Here is a 17408-nt window from a genome sequence, read left to right as displayed (position 1 = left end):
GCGGTTCAGCCGGCGTGGGCTTCGATCGCGGCCTGGCCGTAGCCGTGCTCCTCGGCCTCGGCGAGGGGGCGTGTGCGGCGCCCGGGGACGCGGACCGAGGCGCGCTTGAGCCAGCGGTCGGTGCCGTCGTAGCGGGCCTGGAAGGGGACACGGCCGTGGACGACGATGTCGTTGTCGACGACGAGGACTTCGCCGGGGGCCAGGCTGACCGCGACGGAGACGCGGGCCAGTTCGTCCGACAGGCGCCCGTAGGCCGCGCGGTAGGTGTCGTCGGCCTGGTCCAGAGGCGTGTAGGCGGGGTCGAAGCGCAGCGTCGTCCCGTCCTCGCCCGCGAACAGGGCGGGAACCGCGGGCGGTTCCGCGTCCGCGTAGCCCTGGGCCTCGGCGTAGGCGTCGTCCGGCAGGATCGGCACCACCGGCTGCGACAGGGTCTCCACATCGGCTTCCGGCAGGGCCGTCCTGCGGATGCTGGCCGCTGTGGTGGCGATGTTGTCGTGGTTGCGCATGCAGCCGAGCATCAGCAGGTGGGCGCGGCCCGGGTGGAACGCGTCCTCGGTGTGCGGGCTGAGCAGCACGCTGCTGCTGGCGCCGGTCTGCTCGCTCTCGTGGCCGGGCGAGGGAACGATGTTGTGGACGAAGCGGCCGTCCTGCTGGCCTTCCCAGGCGATCGGGTTGCCCATCACGCTGGCCAGCAGCAGGAGCGTGATGTCGTGGAGGGTGCCGCTGTCGCCGGCGGTGGCCCAACTGTCCGGCGTGGCGCCGATGGAGGCGTCATCGACGTCCAGGCCCCGCAGTACGAACAGGCCGTCCGCGGTGTCGACGGGCCGGCAGTCGTGGCGGAGGCTGTCACTGAACCCGCTCGCGGTCTTGGCGACGCGCTCCAGGAGCGCCGGGGATGTCGCCGAGGTTCCGAATTCTTCGAGTATCCGCTCCGCTGCCGTGCGGAGCTCACCCACGGTGTGGGGGGCGAGCTGGCGGACAGGTGCGGCTGCCGTGCTCATGACGAAGGAGTCCGTTCCGTGTGGGGAGGGCAGGTAGCGCCGCCGGTACGCGGACGGCGGCGCTCGCCAACCGGCGTTCTCACAGGGCGAGTTGACTCAGCGCTGCGGATGGTTCGACTTCCGGCGGCGCTCGAACGCTAGCATCAAACTTAGGTAAGGCAAACCTTACCTATGACCTATGATCACCGGAACGCGCAAGGCGGGACCGATCGCGAACGCGCGCCCCGTCATTCGCGGGCGAGCCACCGCACCCCTCTTGCAGAAATGATTGTCGTTAGGGTAGGCAAACCTAAGACATCTTTGGGTTGCCCGGAACATTGAGCGAGGACGTACGTGGACATCAACAGGCGTCAGGTGCTGTTGGCCGGCGGGGCGATGGGGGCGGCCGCACTACTGGCGGCGTGCTCCTCGGGCAGCGGTGGCACCGCGGCCGGCTCCGCCGCCAAGGGCGGCAAGCCCAGGACGGGCGGCACCCTGCGCATCGGTGCGCTCGGCCGGGCCGGCGCCATCACCCGCGACCCGCACGGCACACAGGCCAACGAGAGCGACTACCTCATCCTCGCGCTCACCTTCGACACGCTCGCCGTCCCGGGTACGAAGTCCAACACCGTGCCCCGGCTGGCCTCGTGGGAGCCCTCGGCGGACCTGAAGACGTGGCGCTTCAAGGTGGCCAAGGGCGCCGCCTTCCACGACGGCAGCCCGGTCACCGCCGACGACGTGGTCTGGTCGCTGCGCCGGCTGCGCAACACCCCGGCCGGCGCCGCTCGCCTGCCCGGAGTCAAGAACGCCGACAGCATCACGGCCGAAGGCGCCGACACGGTGGTCGTGGCCTCCGAATACGCCAACGCCGAACTGCCCCTCATGACGCGGTTCACGACGTTCGTCATGAAGAAGGACACTCCGGACAAGGCGGTGGACAAGGCGCCGGGCACCGGTCCGTTCAAGCTGGACTGGTACCGGGGCGGCAACGCCCGCCTGGTGCGCAACGACAAGTGGTACGGCGGCACGGTCCACCTCGACGCGGTCGAGGTGACCATGTTCGAGACGCCGCAGGCCATGGCCAACGCCCTGTTCGCCGGGCAGATCGACGTCGCCTCCAACGCCGGCCCGGTCGCCGCGCGCACCGCCCAGTCCCGCAAGGAGATCCAGGTCATCCGCCGGCCCGACGACATGTCGATGCCCATCGTCATGCGCACCGCCGACGGCCCGTTCGCCGATCCGCGAGTGCGGGAGGCGATGCGCCTGGTGGTGGACCGCGAGGCCATGGTCAAGCAGGCGCTGTCCGGGTACGGAAACGTCGCCAACGACATCATGGGAACCGGCGACCCCGACTTCGCCAAGGACATTCCGCAGCGCCGGCGCGACCTGGCCAAGGCCAAGACCCTCCTGGCGGACGCCAAGTTCGACCTCTCCAAGACCTACGAGCTCTACACCACCGAGGACGTCTCCGGCATCGCCGACTCCGCGACCCTGTTCGCCTCGCAGGCGCGGGAGGCCGGGATCAAGATCAAGGTGGTCAAGCAGGAGTCGGGGGCGTTCTACGAGAAGACCTGGCTCAAGGGCGACCTCTACACGAACTACTGGGGCACCAACGACTCCGTCGTGTTCTTCGCATCCAAGACCCTGCTCAGCGGCGCGGGCCAGAACGAATCGGGCTTCAGCGACCCGGAGTTCGACGCCACCTACCGCAAGGTCATCGGCACCACGGACCAGCAGGCGCGGGCCAAGGCCATGCACGAGTTGCAGCAGATCGAGTACGACCGCTCCGGCTATCTGCTGTGGGGCATGGCCGACGGCGTCGACCTGGCCGCTCCGAAGGTCCAGGGGCTGCCGAAGCTGCCCGGCTACGGCCGCGTCCAGCTTGAGAACGCGTGGCTGAGTTGAGCCGCGCACTCAAGGACAGCGCGGTGGCCGCCCCCGTCCGGGCGGCCACCGCGCGACACCTCCCGCTTCCGCTCCTCGGCCGCGTGGCTGCGGTTGTGGGGCGGCGGGTCCTCATGCTGGCCGTCCTGCTCGCCCTGGTGTTCGCCGCCGTCGAGCTGCTGCCGGGCGACGCGGCCACCGCAACCTCCGAGCGGGGCGAGAGCGCCGCGGACATCGCGGCACGGCGTCACCTGCTGGGCCTGGACCGGCCGGCGTGGGAACGGTTCTGGGACTGGATGACGGGGCTGTTCACCGGGGACCTGGGCGTCAGCGCCCGTGGCGAGAAGGTCGCGCACATGCTGGCCGACCCGTTCCCGAACACGCTGCTCCTGGCGGCCGTCGCCTTCGCCCTGACGGCAGTGGCCTCGCTGGCGCTGGGCTGCTGGGCCGCCGCCCGTCCGGGCCGGATCACCGACCGGGTCATCGGCCACGCCGCGACCTCGGCCTTCGCCATCCCCGAATTCGTCGTCTCCGTAGGCCTGTTGGTGCTCCTGTCCTTGTGGACCGACTGGCTGCCCGCGGTGACGGTGGCAGGTGCCGACGGGAGACCCGCCACCTGGACCATGCTGGTCATGCCGGTCCTCGCGCTCGTCATCCCGCAGACCGGATGGAACACCACCATCGTGCGCGGCGCGCTCGCCGACCAGGCGGCCGCACCGCACGTCGAGGCCGCCCACCTGGACGGCCTGCCGGTGCGCCGCGTCATCTGGCGCCACGCACTGCCCGGTGCCCTCCCGGCCATCGCCACCGGCCTGGCCACCTCCACCGGCATGCTCCTGGGCGGCACCGCAGTCGTGGAAACCCTCTTCAACTACCCCGGTATCGGCAGCGTGCTCGCCAGCGCGGTCTCCACCCGCGACACCCCCCTCATCGCCGGAGTCGTCGTCTGCGCCGGCGCTGCCATCAGCGTCGTCCTGCTGGCCGCCGACCTCGTCCGCGCCCGAGTCCTGGGGAGCCACGCATGAGCACCCTCGCCACCGCCCGCGCCCGCTCGCTCTCCGACGGCCGCGGCCGGGTCGTCCGCCGTCTGACACCGGGTGTCCTGCTCGTTCTGCTGGCCCTCACCGGCCCGTTCCTCGCCGCGCATCCCCTCGACACACCGGTCACCGCTCCCTTCGCCGCCGCCGGCGACGGCGCACCGCTGGGCGGGGACCAGCTCGGCCGCGATGTTCTCAGCAGGCTCCTGCACGGGGGAACCGCCCTGATCGGCAGCGCCCTCCTGGTCGCCGTCGTCGTCACCGCGCTCGCCGCGCTCGCGGGCTGCTTCGCCGTCCTGCACCCGGCCGTGGGGCGGGCCGTGGAACGCACCGCCGACGTCTTCATCCTGCTCCCGCCGGTCCTGGGCATCATGCTCATCGCACTCGCCTGGCCCGACGGCGGACGATGGGCCGTCATCAGCGCCGCCATCGTCCTGGGCACCCCCTACGCGGTACGCGTCGTCGCGAGCGCGGCCGCCCCGCTGGCCGGGGCCGGATACGTCGAAGCCGCCCTCGCCGGCGGTGAATCCCTCACCTACACCGCCACCCGAGAACTCCTTCCGAACCTGCGCGCCACCGTCCTCGCCCTGTTCGGCCTGCGCTTCGTCGAGGCCGTCTACGTCATCTCCATGGCCGGATTCCTCCAGATCGGCCCCCAACCTCCCGCCGCGGACTGGGCGTTGATGATCCGGGAGAACTCCTCGGGCATCCTCCTCAACCCGTGGGCGGTCGTGGCCCCCAGCCTGGCCATCGCCGCACTCGCCATCAGCGTCAACCTGGCCGCCACCTCCCTGGCCCCCCGCTCCGCACGCAAGGCGGTGACCACCCCGTGAACAACCCCCTGCCGTCGTCCACCGTCAACGAGGCCTCCGGCGCTGCGTCATCCGGCGGCGGCGCATCCGCGCCCGTCGTCACGGTGACCGACCTCAGCATCCGGTTCCCCGACGGACCCGTCCTGCTCCGGCCCACCAGCCTGACCGTCCGGCCCGGCGAGATCAACGCCCTCACCGGGGCCTCCGGCTCCGGAAAAACCACCCTGCTGCGCGCCCTGATCGGCCAGTTGCCCGCCCAGGCCACCACCCACAGCGCCGCGTTCGACGTCCTGGGCCACCACGTCCCCGGCCTTGACGCAGCGGCGCTGCGGACCATGCGCCGTACCCAGGTCGCCTACGTAGGCCAGGACCCGGGCTCCGCACTCAACCCCCGGATGAAGATCCGCCACTTGATCGCGGAGACCGCCACCACTGCGAGCGGCCGGGGCGTCCTCGACCTGCTGCGCGAATGCAAGCTGCCCACGGACGACGGATTCCCCGACCGCAGGCCCACCGCGATCTCCGGCGGCCAGCAGCGCCGCGTCGCCCTCGCCCGCGCCCTCGCCCGCACCCCTGACCTGCTGCTCCTCGACGAGCCGACCGCGGGTCTCGACGAGGCCCTGCGCGACGACATCGCCGGCCTGCTGCGCCACCTGGCCACCTCGCGCGGCCTGGCCATCGTCATGGCCTGCCACGACCCCGAACTGGTCGACGCCTGCGCCGACCACGTCGTACGCCTCACCACCACGCAACCACGCCTCCCCCGGCAACGCGCGCCGCGCCCACCGCAGAAGGCGGAATCCGCGGTTCCTCGCTCGGCCGGGATCACGGCACGGTCCGTCAGCGTGACGTTCCGCGGCCGAGGCGCATCCCAACTGGCCCTCGACACAGTCGACTTCACCGCGCCCGTCGGCTCGGCGACCGCGATCATCGGACCCTCCGGATCCGGCAAGACCACCCTGCTGCGCGTCCTCGCGGGCCTGCGGCGGCCCGATGCCGGGTCCCTCGCCCTCGACGGGCAGCCGCTGGCCCACTCGGCCCGCGGGCGTCGGCGCGAACACCACCAGCGCATCCAGCTGGTCCCGCAGAACCCACTGGCCGCACTCAACCCGTCCCGCACCATAGGCGCGGCCCTGGCCCGGCCCCTGCGCCGCCACACCGAGCTGACCAAGTCCCAGACCGCAGCCCGGATCACCGAGCTGCTCGACCAGGTCCAGCTGCCCGCCGACTTCGTCCACCGCTACCCGCACGAACTCTCCGGCGGCCAGCGCCAGCGCGTCTCCATCGCCCGCGCCCTCACCGCCGACCCCGACTTCCTACTGTGCGACGAGATCACCTCCGCACTCGATCCCGACACCTCCATCGCCATCATGGAACTCCTGCAACGCCTGCGCGCCGAACGCGACATGGCCATCACCCTGGTCAGCCACGAGACACACCTGGTCGCCGCGTACACCGACACCGTGCACATCCTGGAAGCCGGACGGCTCACCGCACACGGACCCACCACGGCACACCTGCCGACCTGACCGAGGACGGCCTCACCGGGGTCGAGCACGTCCCGTGGCTCACGTGGATTTCGGCGGGCGGCCGCGGAACATGGCTGTCATGAGGCAGAGCGCCGACGCCGCGAAGAGGACGGCCGTGATCAGGAGCCACCGCCCGAGAAAGACATCCGGCGTGAGGCCCGTCGCCAGTTGGTAATCAGGTACCCGGTGGAGTACGAGCGGGTACCAGACGAGCAGCAGGAGCAAGGAGACGAAGGCAGGTACACGGATGTAGTTGACCCGCGGCGTTCTCGTCCGGCCCGGCCCTGCGGCAGCCGGACGGCGGCCTCCGAGCAGTAGCTGCGCGATGCGGTCGGTCGCGACGTAGAGCGGGACAAGCAGCAGGTCGTGCAGGAGCGCGGATCCGACGAACCACACCGCGACCGCGGCCGCGTCTCCCTTCAGCAGTCGCAGCCCGGCGTAGAGGGTCAGGGCGAACGAGCACAGGACGAGCAGCAGATGCAGAGGGGAGGCACCGTAGCGTTCGCGGACACTCTTCATGCCGCTGCCCCGAAGGCGAGCCGGGTGACCCACTTGGTGTTGTGCACGCCCGGATTGCCCGGAACGATGATGCGGGCGGGGTATCCGTGGTCCGGGGAGAGGTCGGCCCCGTTGACGCGCAGTGCCAGCAATGACCGCGGGTCCCTGACCTGGTTGTCGCGCAGGACCGTCGAACGGAATGATCCGCCGCGCTGCACCGATTCGACGAAGACCTCGGGCAGGTTTTCGTGGAGTCCGACGAGAGCGGCCAGGTCGGCGAGGCGTACTCCGCTCCAGAGCTGGTCGGGGGTGGACCAGCCTTCCACACAGGCGATGGGCAGTGCGGCGGAGTTCTGGGGCAGCCGCAGGACCTGTGCTCGGGTCAGGACGACGTTCCGGCCGCCGCCGCCCACGGTGAGCCGCCAGTCGGGACCGATGTCGCGGGCGGTGACGCCCAGGGCCGCTGCCGTCTTGTTGATCTGGAAGCCGTTGGGCCCGGAGCCCGGGTCCCGGCCGTGCGGCGCCAGCAGCGCCGTCTTCCGCCAGACCCCGCCGATGCTCTGACCGGCCGTCACCCCGAAGAGCACCAGTGAGCCGAGCCCCACCATGCCCAGTGCGCCACGTCGGGACATGGTGGGCGGCGCGGGCCGGGGTGAGACCAGTCCGGTCCGGTCCGGCGGCTCGGGCTCCGTACCGGCTGTGGGGATGCGCAGCTCGGTACGGAGCCGGCGGCTGCGCAGCGCGCGTGTCATGACCGGGATGCGGAAGGCGACGTGGACGACGAAGGCGCCGATGAAGACCCACGCGCCGTACAGGTGGAGGGTGTAGAAGGAGCCGGGGAAGATGTAGTGCAGCTGGATGTTGAGCACGCCGGTGGCGAACTCGAACAGGGCACCGCCGACGAGCAGCAGGAGGGACAGCCGCTCCATGGCGTGGCTCGGCGATCGCAGGGGCGGCCAGGAGAAGAGCCTGGGGATGACCGACCAGAGCTTGGCCAGCAGCACCGGGACGAGCACCACACCGAGGGTGACGTGCACACCCTGGTTCAGCCGGTACAACCAGTACGGACTCGTCGGCCAGGAGAACAGATAGAACCCGAGCCACCCCTTGTCCGGCGTCTGATCGTTGACCGTCGCCAGCTCCGGGTTGTACGCGGCGTAGGACAGCAGGCCCGTCACGAACAGCACCGTGACACCGATCAGCAGGATCAGCCCGAACACCGAGGTCAGCCACGGCCCCCGCAACGGACTGCGCCAGAACTCCGGGCGGGCCGGGCCGGGCGGCGGCCCGCCTGCCCACGGGGCGCGAAACCGAGCCCGTCCGGCAGCCGGCACCGCGGTGTCCTCGCCCCGGGCGGAGCGGCGAACGGCCTCGGTGTCGTCGTTCTCCTCCATAGCCGTCCTCCGCGCGTATACGTGGCGACCTACGACCGCGCCCAGATGCCAGGAAGCGGCGAATGACTCATATCGGGTCAGCAGGCTCATCGTGATACCGCACAGCCGAGAAGCCCGCGGTGGCGCGCCGGAACAGCTTCGAACGGGTCGGGGGGACGCCGTTCGCCAACCGGCGTGCTCGGGTCGCCGGGTGCGTACGCTCAGGCCCTCGCTCGTCGTGGCCGCCGGAGCAGGTAGACCGCCGCGGCCGAGGCCAGGACGGCCATGCACGCGATGAACACCAGCCCCGCGCCCTCCAGGCCGATGAGGCTCGTCAGGACTCCGACCCCGATCACGGGGACCGAGATGCCCGCGTAGGCCACCACGAACAGCGTGGAGATCACCGCCGCGCGCCGGTCCGCGGCCGACGCCTCGGCCACCGCGGACAGTGCCGCGCGGAACGACAGCCCCTGCCCGACTCCGCCGACGACTGCGCTCAGCACCATCAGCGGCATCAGGTCCCACCGGAGCGCGCCCGCCAGCAGCGCCAGTCCGGTGAGGAGGGCCGCACAGCCCAGCGGCAACGACCGGTCCACCCCGACCCGGGGGACGGCCAGTTGCCCGGCGGTCGAGGCGAAGAAGGCCAGCGCGACGACCAACCCGCTCACGGCGCGGTTGTGCACGTTCAGGGACTGCGCAAGGAAGGCGGGGCTGACCGACGTGAACACCCCGAACAGGGCGAACCCCGCGAACGACGCGATCGCCGCGGGCACGAACACCGCCCGCACCTCATGGGGCAGACCGGGCCGCTGCGGTCGTGCCGTGCTCAGCGGCCGTGGCTCCCGTACGGTCTCCGGCAGCCGCAGCAGGACGGCGACCGAGCCGGCCACCAGTGTGAGATGGACGGCGAACGGCAGGTACAGCGGCCAGCCGGCGTACTGCGCGAGCACTCCGGCGAGCAGGGGACCGCAGCCCAGCCCACCCATGTTCGCCGCCGTCGCCACGAACGTGGCCCGGGAGGCGCCGCCGTGCGGTGCCAGGTCCATGACGTACGCGGTTGCGGCCCCGGTGAACAGGCCGGCGGACAGCCCTGACAGCAGCCGCCCCGCGTACAACCAGTCCAGCCCCGCGGCGCACAGGAAACAGACGGCGCTCGCCGCCGAGAACCCCAGGCCCCACAGCAGCACCGGGCGCCTGCCCACGGCGTCCGACGCGTTGCCCGCCAGCAGGAGCACACCGATGACCCCGAAGGCGTACACGGCGTACACGACGGTGACCGTCAGCTCGGAGAATCCGAACTTCTCCTGGTAGAGGCTGTAGAGGGGAGTCGGCAGCGTGGTGCCGGCCATGCACACGGCGAACACCGCCCCGCTGAGCAGACACTGACGCCACCTTCGGAGATCACCAACCATGCCGCCGACGGTATCTTCGCAAGCCGTCCCGGTCCGGCTTCGGAGGTGAACTTCTACGAGGACCGGAGAGTCGTTTCGCCGTCCGGGGTGCCGATCCAGATGCTGGTGATGCCGCTGACGTAGCGCGCCCCGCAGCGGTCCGAGGGCACCACCAGCTGGCTTCCGGCGAGGTCGAGGTCCTCGCCGTCCATGCGGGTGGCCAGCAGGATGGGTGTGTCGCAGAAGTCGGCGTCGATCTCCGCCCAGGACAGGACCGTGCGATGGCTGTCGCCGCCGCTGACCGCCAGCAGGAAGCGTGAGCGGTCCTTGCGGCGCCGGGGGTCGAAGGCCGGACCGGCGTCGGCGACGACTTCGCGGAGCAGGGGGCCTTCGAAGGTGTGGTGTTGCGGTCCGTTGGTGGCGCAGTCGAAGACCACCTCGGCCCGGTGCTGCTCCCAGCCGTCCCGCAGCTGCGGGACGGTGAACGTGGCCGGATGGTCCACCTCCCCGTACACGACGAAGGAGCCGCCGTGCGCACGGGAGGCGTCGGGAGAGATACGGGGCGGTGTGCTGAGGTGGCTCATCGGGTCCCCAATCGGACAGTCCCTGCTGCGACTGCCGCGAGGGTACCCGGGGGCGGCCTCCCGGAATCTCGACTGCGACCCACTTACGGCCTTCCCTGCCGCAATTGTGAGCTTGATACGAATACCTGGGCAGCATCTTCCAGGTCTTCCTCCGAGTCCCGGCCCACCCTCGGCCGCCCCCGCGCTCCACGACCCGGTCCCGTGATCAACCAAGAGGCATATGCGTCGAATTCCTTGGTATTTATGATGGGCCAGCCCGCATTTGCTTCGTGGATGCGAGGTGCTGGGGTGCCTCGCCCGGCTGCACGCAAGGGAGCAAGAGCATGCGCATCGAAGACCTCCTCCAGCTCGAACCGCTCGGCCTCAGCCTCCTCTGGGGAGAGGAGCGGCTCCTCACGCGGGAAATCAGCGGGGTCACCGCCACCGACCTGGAGGATCCGGCCAGGTTTCTGCAGCAGGGCGAGATCGTGCTCAGCGGACTGGTCTGGTGGAGCGCCAAGGACGGTGGGGCCAAGACCGACCGCTTCGTGTCGGCGCTGCGCGGGGCGGGGGCCGCCGCGCTCCTGGCGGGCGAGGAGACCCACGGCACCGTCCCGCGCACTCTCGTGGACTCCTGCCGTGAGCACGGCATCGTCCTGCTCGCCGTGCCCGCGCGTACCAGCTTCCGGGCGATCACCGACGCGGTGTACCTGCGCCAGTGGGGCGACTTGAGCCGTCGCCCCACGCCGCACTACGCGCTGCCGGAGAACGTACGCAACGAGCTCGGCGGCCTGCTGGCCGAGGGGGCCGAACCCGACGTCCTGCTGAACCGGGCGTTCGCCCACCTGGGCATGCCGGCCTGCTACCTGCTCAGCGCGTCCGGCCGCACCGTCGCCCGGACCCCGACGGCTCCGCGGCTGCCCGCCCAGCGCGCCGCGCAGGACCTCAAGCAGCACACGGGCGTCACGGTGCGCGTCGACGCCGACAGCTCCCCCTTCGACCGCTGGTACCTCCACCTGCCCGGCGCCGCCGAGGCCCCGCCGCGCGCCCTGGCCGAGACGGCCGACATCCTGACCCGGTACCGAGACGGCCTCGCCCGCGGCGAGGTCACGGCCGCGAGCAGGGCGTTCGCCCTGGTGTCCCTCATCGACGCGGGCAGCACCGACGAGGCATCGCTGCACACCGCACTGCGTGCCTGCGGTCTGGCCGGGCCCGGCCCGTACGAGGTGATCACAGCCCGGCAGGGCGGCGACGAGGAGACCGGCACCGCGGCTGCCGCGCTGACCGAGGCCCTGCGTTACGCCCCCTCCCGGACGTTCGCCGTCGCCGAACTCGCGGGAGGCGAGGCCGTAGCCGTCGTCCAGGGCGACGAATCAGGGGAAACGGCAAGGGAGTTGCGCGAGAGCTGGCCGCTGGTCCACGCCTGCCGCCCCGCCGCCCCGCTCCACGGCGGGATCGGCGCCGCGGCACCCGCGCCACAAGGCTTGGCGGGCAGCCTGGCGCAAGCCCGTTACGCCCGCGCCGTCGCAGCGGCGACCGCGCCGCGATCCGCCCTCGTGACCTCGGTGGACGACCTCACGACGCTGGACGCCCTCCTCGCGGGGATACCCGCCGACGTACGCGCCATCTACAGCTCCCGCGTTCTGGGCCCCCTCGCCCGCGGCGAAGGCGCCTCCCACCGCATGCTCCTGGAGACGCTCGAAGTCTTCCTCAGGCACAACGGCTCCTGGGCCCGCACGGCCGAAGCCCTGCACCTGCACGTCAACACCGTGCACTACCGCATCCAGCGCATCGAACGCCTCACCGGCCGCGACCTCACGCGCCTCGACCACAAGCTCGACCTGCGCGCCGCCCTCTACTGCCGCTGACCCGGCACCGGCGTCAACTCCGTTGGCAGGGTGGGCCGATGCGGTCCGTCCCGTCGGCGGCGCTGCCGGACGGGACGGACCGCTGTCGCGTCAGGACTGCGGCGACCGGCCGCGACGGATCGCGATCACGGCGGCGGCCAGGCCCAGCACGCCGACGACCAGCCCGGCGATGCCCAGACCGCGAGCAGTGGAGTCACTGGACGACGCCGTGGTGGCCTTGGGCGCGGCGGGTGAGACGCTCGGGGAGGCGGAATCCGCCGGCCCGGTCTCCCCGTTCGCCGCCTTGGTGAGGTGCAGGACCGGCGCCGGGTTCGCCGGCTCGGGCTGCCCCTGCTTGGCCTCGTCGATCCAGCGGACGACCTTGCCGTCGGAGTAGGTCTGCAAGGTCTTGAACGTCAACTGGTCCACATCGGAGGGCAGTTGACCGAAGGCCACGTCGAAGTCCTGGTACTGGCCGGGCGCGATCTTCCCGCCGGTCCAGGTGATCTCCGAGACGGCCTCGGTGATGGTTCCGTCGTCGGTCTTGACCGGGGTCTTGAGCTTGGCGGTCGTCACCTGCGCGGTCCAGCCGGCCTGCGGGGTGACGAGCACGCCCAGGACCGGGTGGTCGGTGGGCACGACGACGTCGATCTTCGTGGTGCCGGCGTTGTCCTCCTCGTTGGGGACGCGGAAGGTGAGGGTGCCGTCCGTGGCGCCCTTCGCGTAACTGCCGGGGTGGACCGTCACATGGGCGAAGGCCGCGCCCGCGGCGGCCAGGACTCCGGCCGACGCGAGGGCCGCGACGAGTCCGGTCCGGCGCAGGGCATGCCGAAGGGAGGTGCGGATGGGGAACATGAGCGGAACTCCGTACGGGAGAGGTGGTCTGAGGTCAGCGCGGCTACGACCACGCCGCCGGCGGCCCCCGACGCGACACGGCGTGCCGCAGCAGCACCTGCCGCAGCGGCTGCGGCTCGGCCGCCTCCCGGTGTACGGGCCCGAGGTGCGCGGGATCGGGAAGCGCGTTCGCCCCGGCCCGCCACCAGGCCGCGAGGCCGGGCACGAACGCCACCGCCCTGCGCAGCAGGGACCAGACGGCGGCCTCCCCGCGCCGCAGCCACCAGGACGCCACCAGCGCGGCCGCGCCGTGCGCCGCGACAGCGTGCGGCGTCACCGCGTGCGCGTGCGTCATCCGCATCCCGTGCATGGCCATGGCGGTGCGGGGCCGGGCCGCCTCGTACGCGACGTGCAGACCCGCCTGAGTGGCGAGCATCGCGGCACCGATCCCCGCCAGCGACCGCTCCCGGCCACCCAGCAGGAAACCGAGGACGAAGATCCCGAGGAACCCCGCGCCCTGGATCCATAGCGGCGGCAGCTCCCCCATCGCGAGTCCGTGCCCCCCGGCGGCCAGCAGCACGCAGACGGCGGCGAACACCGCCGCGCGCAGACTCCGCACCGCCCAGGACGCACTCATGATGGCGGCATCCTCCCACGCGGAGCCCCGGCCCGAACCGGTCGGGCCGAGGTCCGCGGCCGGAATCCCGTACCGCCTCCTCCGCCTGTCCGCTGCCGCGGGCGGCGACGATGTGCCGTTGGATACTGATCACCATGCGTATCGACTTCGATCCCGCCGCCATGTCCCGCGCCGATTTCTACCGGCTGCTCACCGCGACCGTGGTGCCGCGGCCCATCGCCTGGGTGTCGACGGTGGCCCCCGACGGGACCCCCAACCTCGCGCCGCACTCCTTCTTCACCATCTCCTCGGTCGCACCGCCCGTCGTGCAGTTCACCTCCGTGGGCCGCAAGGACTCGCTGCGCAACGTCGAGGCCACCGGGCAGTTCGTGGTCAGCTTCGCGCCGGAACCCCTCTTCGGCCAGATCAACGACACCGCGACCGACTTCCCGCCCGGCGTCAGCGAGTTCGAGGCGGTGGGCGTGGCCGCCGAGCCGAGCCTGCGGGTCGAGCCGCCGCGGGTGGCCCAGTCGCCGGTGGCGCTGGAGTGCGAGCTGCACAGCACCCTCGGCATCGGCGACTCGACCGTCGTCTTCGGACGCGTCGTGCACGCGGCGGTGTCGGAGGAGGCCATGGTCGACGGCCACCCCGACATCACGAGGCTGCTGCCGCTGTCCCGCCTCGGCAAGGACGAGTGGGGCACGCTCGGCGACGTCCGCGAGCTCGGCCGCGTGCCGTACGCGCGATGGGGGCGCGGGGACGCCTGAGCACCCCGCCGACCTGAACTCACCGCAGCAGTACACCAGTTGAGCCAACCAACCGGCTCACCGAACGCACCCACCCCGAGGACCGAACCCCATGCCGCACAGCACCTTCCAGTCCGTCCCGTACGCGGCGGAGAGCACACCCACGCCCCGACTCCTCGACATCCACCGCCCCTCGGACGCCCCCGGCCCGACCCCGGTCGTCCTGCTCTGGCACGGCAGCGGACCCGACGAGCGGTACGTCCTCGCGCCGCTCGCCCGCGAGGTCGCCGCGCACGGCGTGACCGTGTTCGTCCCCGACTGGCGCCCCGACGCCCCCGACGGCGGCCGCGCGCACCTCACCGCGTCGCTGCGGTACGTACGGGAGAACGCGGCCGGGTTCGGCGGCGACCCGGGGCGGCTCGTCGTGGCGGGGTGGTCGGCCGGGGCGGGCGCGGCGATCGGGACGGCGCTGCGCCCGGACCTGGTGGGCGGCCCGCCGCCCCGGGCGGTCGTCGGCATCGCCGGGCTGTACGGGCGCCCGGCCCGCAGCACCGGTTCCGTCCCGCTGGAGGACCTGGCCGCGGCGCCCGCGACCGGTGTGCCCGTCGTGCTGGTGCACGGCACGGCCGACACGGCGGTGGACTGCCGCAACTCCCGCGACTTCCTGGCCGCCCTCGCCGAGCGGCACTGGCCGTCGAGCCTGCACGAGGCGGAGAGCGACCACGCGGGCGTCATCATGGCCGAGTGGGACCCGGCGGCCGGCCACTGCGTACCCGCCACCGGTGCCGGCGCCCTGCGGGCCGGCCGGGAGACGGCCCGCCTCATCGCGGGCGCCGCCCTCGGCTGACGGGCCCCGGCCGGGCGCGGGGTCCGGGTTCGCGTGGCTGGTACCGGCCGGTGCGACCATGCTGGAGGCGTGATCACCGTGCTGCTGGTAGCCGCCGACGAGGAAGCCGCGGTGCTGCGCGCGCGGATCCACCGCGACCGGCACTTCCGCGTCATCGCCCACACGCCGAGCCCGCGGCTCGCCCTGGCGCAGGCCCATGTCCTGCTGCCCGACGTCACCGTGCTCGACCCGAGCATGAACGGGGACAGCGATCCCGTCACCCTGTTCACCGGGCTGCGCTCCCTCGATCCGCCCAGCGGCGTCATCCTGCGGACGACCCCGGCGACCGCCCCGCTCCCCGAGCTGTGGACGGTCCTGGAGGAAGGGGCCGTCCACATGGCGGCCCGGGGCGACGACGAGGCCCTCATGCTCGCTCTGCGTACGATCGGCCGCCGCAGAGCGAGCTGCGATCCGGACCGCTGACCAGGTGGCAGGGGTCGAGGGCGTCCGCCACCACGCACGGGCTACCAGAAGTAGCCGAATGAGCACAGCGCGGACAACCCCGACATCGGCTCGTGCGGTCGGATCCGCAACGCGAGCTCCGGGGTGCGGCGCCGGACCCGGCGCGCGATAATGCAAGTGACTATGTGCCGGTTTGCCGAATTCCTGAGAGCGAGGGTTTTCGTGACACCGTCACCGAGAGACACAGAAACCGGGGCCGCCCACGGCGCGCGCCCTTCGAGCGCGGATGCCTTCGGCGCGCCGTGCTGGGTGAGCCTGATGGCCAGGGACCTCGATCCGGCCCTGGACTTCTACGGCGCGGTGATGGGCTGGACGTTCCGGCCCGGATCCCTGGGCGAGGAGTTCCGCATCGCCCTCGCGGACGGGGTTCCCGTCGCCGGTATCGGGGCGCTCGCTCCGGCCCTTCAGGTGGCGGTCTCCTGGACGCCGTACTTCGCCGTCGCGGACGCCGACGACACCGCCGCCCGCATCCGCGAACGCGGCGCCACGGTCGCGGTCGGCCCCGTCGCCCTGCACACCGGGCGCGGCGCGCTCGCCGCCGACCGCGACGGCGCCGTCTTCGGCATCTGGCAGGGCTCGCTCATCACCAACTGGGAGTCCTGGCGGGACACGTCCCCCGCCTGGACCCGGCTGCACACCCGCGACGCCTTCGAAGCCGCGATCTTCTACGGCGAGGTCCTCGACTGGGCCTGCGGGCGCCCGGGGTGCTGCGACGTCCAGTACGAGCACGACGAGGTGGTCCTGCGCCATGCCGGACACGTCGTCGCCCGGCTGACGTCCGGCGCCGTCGAGGCCGCCCCCGACCCTTCCCTGCGGCCGCACTGGCACACCCACTTCGCCGTCCAGGACCCGCACGGCCAGGCCGAGAAGGCCCGCGCGTACGGCGCGACGATCCTGGCCTCCGGTGCCTCCCCCACCGGTTCCTGGGCCCGCCTGAGCGACCCCGACGGGGCGACCTTCACCCTGAGCGACAACGTGTCCTGACCCCCAACGGGCCGCCGCCTAACGGCGCTTGAGCCGCGAGCGGCGCAGGACCAGCGCGAGCACTCCGGTCAGCGCCAGCCCGACGCCCCCCAGGGCCAGCCAGCGGCCGTAGTGCGTGACGACGGGCCTGCCGCCCACCGACAGCTGTGCGGTGCTGGTCCGCTTTCCCTGGTGGCTGGCGACGGTGAGCGCGTACGTCCCTGCCGGGAGGTCGCCGCGCAGGGTGGTGTGCCCCGCGTACACGGTGGCGCCGTCGTCGCACTTGCAGCCGGGGTCGTCGGAGTTGTCCGTGCTGATGGTCAACGGCTCCCGGAACGCCTTGGACCGGACGGTGAGGGTGGCCTCGTCGCGGGCCGGGTTGTGGTCGGCGAGGAGCACGACGATCTCGCTGCCGGGCCGCACGGTCACCCGGGGCGTGGAGTCCGCGCTGCCCAGATTGCCGCTCTTGGGGCCGGCCACGAACCGGGTGATGAGCGCGGGGGCCGGTGCCGTGACGGTGAGCCGGGTGGTGGCCACGGTGTGCCCGTCGCGGGTGGCGGTCACCGGATAGGTGCCCGGCGCGATCCCGGAGCGGACGTCCTCGCCCTCCGATTCGGGGAACCGGCGCGAGTCGGGCGCGCCCCTCCGCTTGGGGGTGAGGCGGACCGGCGCCTCAAGGGCGGGCGAGCTGACCGTCACGGCGTCCCAGCCCGCGGGCATGCCCGTGATGCCGACCCCGACCCAGCCGCCCACTTCGACCTGCTCCCAGTCGAGCACCAGACGCGGCCCGGCGGGACTCGCGTCACGCGCGGGGGCGTCCCCGGCCGCGGCGGCGCCGCCGGCTCCGGCCCCGAGGAGGGGAAGCAGGGCCAGACCGGCGACGGTCACGGCACGGACCGCTCTGCGGAACACGGCTCTCCTTCTCCCGGGAACCGGCGAGGGCCCGGGGGTTTCTCAGGGGGTTGCTTGTCGCTTGCCCGGGAAGAG

Annotated in this window: 17 protein-coding genes; 9 read left to right on the top strand and 8 right to left on the bottom strand. The window is 72.3% G+C overall.

Going from position 1 to position 17408, the window contains the following annotated elements:
* Positions 1–5 precede the first annotated feature (5 nt).
* Positions 6–1001, bottom strand: coding sequence for a TauD/TfdA family dioxygenase (locus ACIQ8J_RS15315; protein ID WP_403272249.1), 996 nt, complete (start codon positions 999–1001; stop codon positions 6–8).
* Between the two features lie 333 nt (positions 1002–1334).
* On the opposite strand from ACIQ8J_RS15315, the gene ACIQ8J_RS15310 reads away from it, so the two are divergent.
* The 4 genes from ACIQ8J_RS15310 to ACIQ8J_RS15295 are packed head-to-tail and all read left to right on the top strand — an operon-like array spanning position 1335 to position 6242.
* On the top strand, positions 1335–2885 hold the full coding sequence (locus tag ACIQ8J_RS15310) for an ABC transporter substrate-binding protein (RefSeq protein WP_403272250.1): 1551 nt from the start codon (positions 1335–1337) through the stop codon (positions 2883–2885).
* Positions 2873–3889 carry an ABC transporter permease gene (locus tag ACIQ8J_RS15305; RefSeq protein ID WP_403607822.1) on the top strand — a complete coding sequence of 339 codons (1017 nt, stop codon included), beginning with the start codon at positions 2873–2875 and terminating at the stop codon, positions 3887–3889. Before ACIQ8J_RS15310 ends, ACIQ8J_RS15305 begins: the two co-directional genes overlap by 13 nt.
* The gene (locus tag ACIQ8J_RS15300) at positions 3886–4734 is read left to right on the top strand and encodes an ABC transporter permease (RefSeq protein ID WP_403272252.1); all 849 of its coding nucleotides are present in this window, start codon (positions 3886–3888) and stop codon (positions 4732–4734) included. The genes ACIQ8J_RS15305 and ACIQ8J_RS15300 overlap by 4 nt, the downstream gene beginning before the upstream one ends.
* Positions 4731–6242: an ABC transporter ATP-binding protein gene (locus tag ACIQ8J_RS15295; RefSeq protein ID WP_403272253.1), complete on the top strand. Its 1512-nt coding sequence runs from the start codon at positions 4731–4733 to the stop codon at positions 6240–6242. Before ACIQ8J_RS15300 ends, ACIQ8J_RS15295 begins: the two co-directional genes overlap by 4 nt.
* Positions 6243–6281: 39 nt before the next feature.
* Here the strand turns inward: ACIQ8J_RS15295 and ACIQ8J_RS15290 are convergent, their stop codons facing one another.
* The 4 genes from ACIQ8J_RS15290 to ACIQ8J_RS15275 all read right to left on the bottom strand — a co-directional run bounded on the left by ACIQ8J_RS15290 (position 6282) and on the right by ACIQ8J_RS15275 (position 10088).
* Positions 6282–6761, bottom strand: coding sequence for a hypothetical protein (locus tag ACIQ8J_RS15290; protein ID WP_403272254.1), 480 nt, complete (start codon positions 6759–6761; stop codon positions 6282–6284).
* Positions 6758–8134, bottom strand: a complete 1377-nt coding sequence (locus ACIQ8J_RS15285; protein WP_403272255.1) for a molybdopterin-dependent oxidoreductase — start codon at positions 8132–8134, stop codon at positions 6758–6760. The genes ACIQ8J_RS15290 and ACIQ8J_RS15285 overlap by 4 nt, the downstream gene beginning before the upstream one ends.
* A 200-nt stretch (positions 8135–8334) precedes the next feature.
* On the bottom strand, positions 8335–9525 hold the full coding sequence (locus ACIQ8J_RS15280; protein ID WP_403272256.1) for an MFS transporter: 1191 nt from the start codon (positions 9523–9525) through the stop codon (positions 8335–8337).
* 53 nt (positions 9526–9578) lie between these two features.
* A complete protein-coding gene (locus tag ACIQ8J_RS15275) occupies positions 9579–10088 on the bottom strand; it encodes a molybdopterin-dependent oxidoreductase (RefSeq protein ID WP_403272257.1) in 510 nt (169 codons plus the stop codon).
* Between the two features lie 323 nt (positions 10089–10411).
* Here ACIQ8J_RS15275 and ACIQ8J_RS15270 point away from each other — a divergent pair, with 323 nt between their 5' ends.
* A complete protein-coding gene (locus tag ACIQ8J_RS15270) occupies positions 10412–11935 on the top strand; it encodes a helix-turn-helix domain-containing protein (RefSeq protein WP_403272258.1) in 1524 nt (507 codons plus the stop codon).
* A gap of 90 nt (positions 11936–12025) precedes the next feature.
* Here the strand turns inward: ACIQ8J_RS15270 and ACIQ8J_RS15265 are convergent, their stop codons facing one another.
* Both ACIQ8J_RS15265 and ACIQ8J_RS15260 read right to left on the bottom strand, forming a co-directional pair.
* Complete coding sequence (locus tag ACIQ8J_RS15265) at positions 12026–12769, bottom strand: YcnI family protein (RefSeq protein ID WP_403272259.1); 744 nt, start codon at positions 12767–12769, stop codon at positions 12026–12028.
* Between the two features lie 43 nt (positions 12770–12812).
* Positions 12813–13385 carry a hypothetical protein gene (locus tag ACIQ8J_RS15260; protein WP_403272260.1) on the bottom strand — a complete coding sequence of 191 codons (573 nt, stop codon included), beginning with the start codon at positions 13383–13385 and terminating at the stop codon, positions 12813–12815.
* A gap of 134 nt (positions 13386–13519) precedes the next feature.
* Between ACIQ8J_RS15260 and ACIQ8J_RS15255 the strand changes: the two genes are divergently transcribed.
* From ACIQ8J_RS15255 to ACIQ8J_RS15240, 4 genes are all read left to right on the top strand, one after another.
* Positions 13520–14131 carry a flavin reductase family protein gene (locus ACIQ8J_RS15255; RefSeq protein WP_403272261.1) on the top strand — a complete coding sequence of 204 codons (612 nt, stop codon included), beginning with the start codon at positions 13520–13522 and terminating at the stop codon, positions 14129–14131.
* A 91-nt stretch (positions 14132–14222) separates the two neighbouring features.
* Positions 14223–14957 (top strand): alpha/beta hydrolase, encoded by a 735-nt coding sequence (locus tag ACIQ8J_RS15250; RefSeq protein ID WP_403272262.1) that lies wholly within the window; start codon positions 14223–14225, stop codon positions 14955–14957.
* A gap of 69 nt (positions 14958–15026) precedes the next feature.
* Complete coding sequence (locus ACIQ8J_RS15245) at positions 15027–15419, top strand: hypothetical protein (protein ID WP_403272263.1); 393 nt, start codon at positions 15027–15029, stop codon at positions 15417–15419.
* 297 nt (positions 15420–15716) lie between these two features.
* Positions 15717–16442 carry a VOC family protein gene (locus tag ACIQ8J_RS15240; RefSeq protein ID WP_403272264.1) on the top strand — a complete coding sequence of 242 codons (726 nt, stop codon included), beginning with the start codon at positions 15717–15719 and terminating at the stop codon, positions 16440–16442.
* Positions 16443–16460: 18 nt separating this feature from the next.
* Here ACIQ8J_RS15240 and ACIQ8J_RS15235 read toward each other — a convergent pair whose 3' ends face one another.
* Entirely contained in the window at positions 16461–17333 is an 873-nt protein-coding gene (locus tag ACIQ8J_RS15235) for a hypothetical protein (protein ID WP_403272265.1), read from the bottom strand.
* Positions 17334–17408: the final 75 nt, after the last annotated feature.

It is taken from the genome of Streptomyces sp. NPDC094147, from assembly GCF_044764265.1.
GTDB lineage: Bacteria > Actinomycetota > Actinomycetes > Streptomycetales > Streptomycetaceae > Streptomyces.
Note: the sequence above shows the minus strand (reverse complement) of the source record. Positions and strands in the feature narration are given on the sequence as shown.

What these genes read in the sequence shown, in the direction of transcription:
- ACIQ8J_RS15290 (WP_403272254.1), bottom strand. Translation starts at nt 6,761, where the DNA reads ATGAAGAGTGTCCGCGAACGCTACGGTGCCTCCCCTCTGCATCTGCTG.
- ACIQ8J_RS15285 (WP_403272255.1), bottom strand. Translation starts at nt 8,134, where the DNA reads ATGGAGGAGAACGACGACACCGAGGCCGTTCGCCGCTCCGCCCGGGGC.
- ACIQ8J_RS15300 (WP_403272252.1), top strand. Translation starts at nt 3,886, where the DNA reads ATGAGCACCCTCGCCACCGCCCGCGCCCGCTCGCTCTCCGACGGCCGC.
- ACIQ8J_RS15270 (WP_403272258.1), top strand. Translation starts at nt 10,412, where the DNA reads ATGCGCATCGAAGACCTCCTCCAGCTCGAACCGCTCGGCCTCAGCCTC.
- ACIQ8J_RS15250 (WP_403272262.1), top strand. Translation starts at nt 14,223, where the DNA reads ATGCCGCACAGCACCTTCCAGTCCGTCCCGTACGCGGCGGAGAGCACA.
- ACIQ8J_RS15265 (WP_403272259.1), bottom strand. Translation starts at nt 12,769, where the DNA reads ATGTTCCCCATCCGCACCTCCCTTCGGCATGCCCTGCGCCGGACCGGA.
- ACIQ8J_RS15260 (WP_403272260.1), bottom strand. Translation starts at nt 13,385, where the DNA reads ATGAGTGCGTCCTGGGCGGTGCGGAGTCTGCGCGCGGCGGTGTTCGCC.
- ACIQ8J_RS15315 (WP_403272249.1), bottom strand. Translation starts at nt 1,001, where the DNA reads ATGAGCACGGCAGCCGCACCTGTCCGCCAGCTCGCCCCCCACACCGTG.
- ACIQ8J_RS15280 (WP_403272256.1), bottom strand. Translation starts at nt 9,525, where the DNA reads ATGGTTGGTGATCTCCGAAGGTGGCGTCAGTGTCTGCTCAGCGGGGCG.
- ACIQ8J_RS15255 (WP_403272261.1), top strand. Translation starts at nt 13,520, where the DNA reads ATGCGTATCGACTTCGATCCCGCCGCCATGTCCCGCGCCGATTTCTAC.
- ACIQ8J_RS15240 (WP_403272264.1), top strand. Translation starts at nt 15,717, where the DNA reads ATGGCCAGGGACCTCGATCCGGCCCTGGACTTCTACGGCGCGGTGATG.
- ACIQ8J_RS15275 (WP_403272257.1), bottom strand. Translation starts at nt 10,088, where the DNA reads ATGAGCCACCTCAGCACACCGCCCCGTATCTCTCCCGACGCCTCCCGT.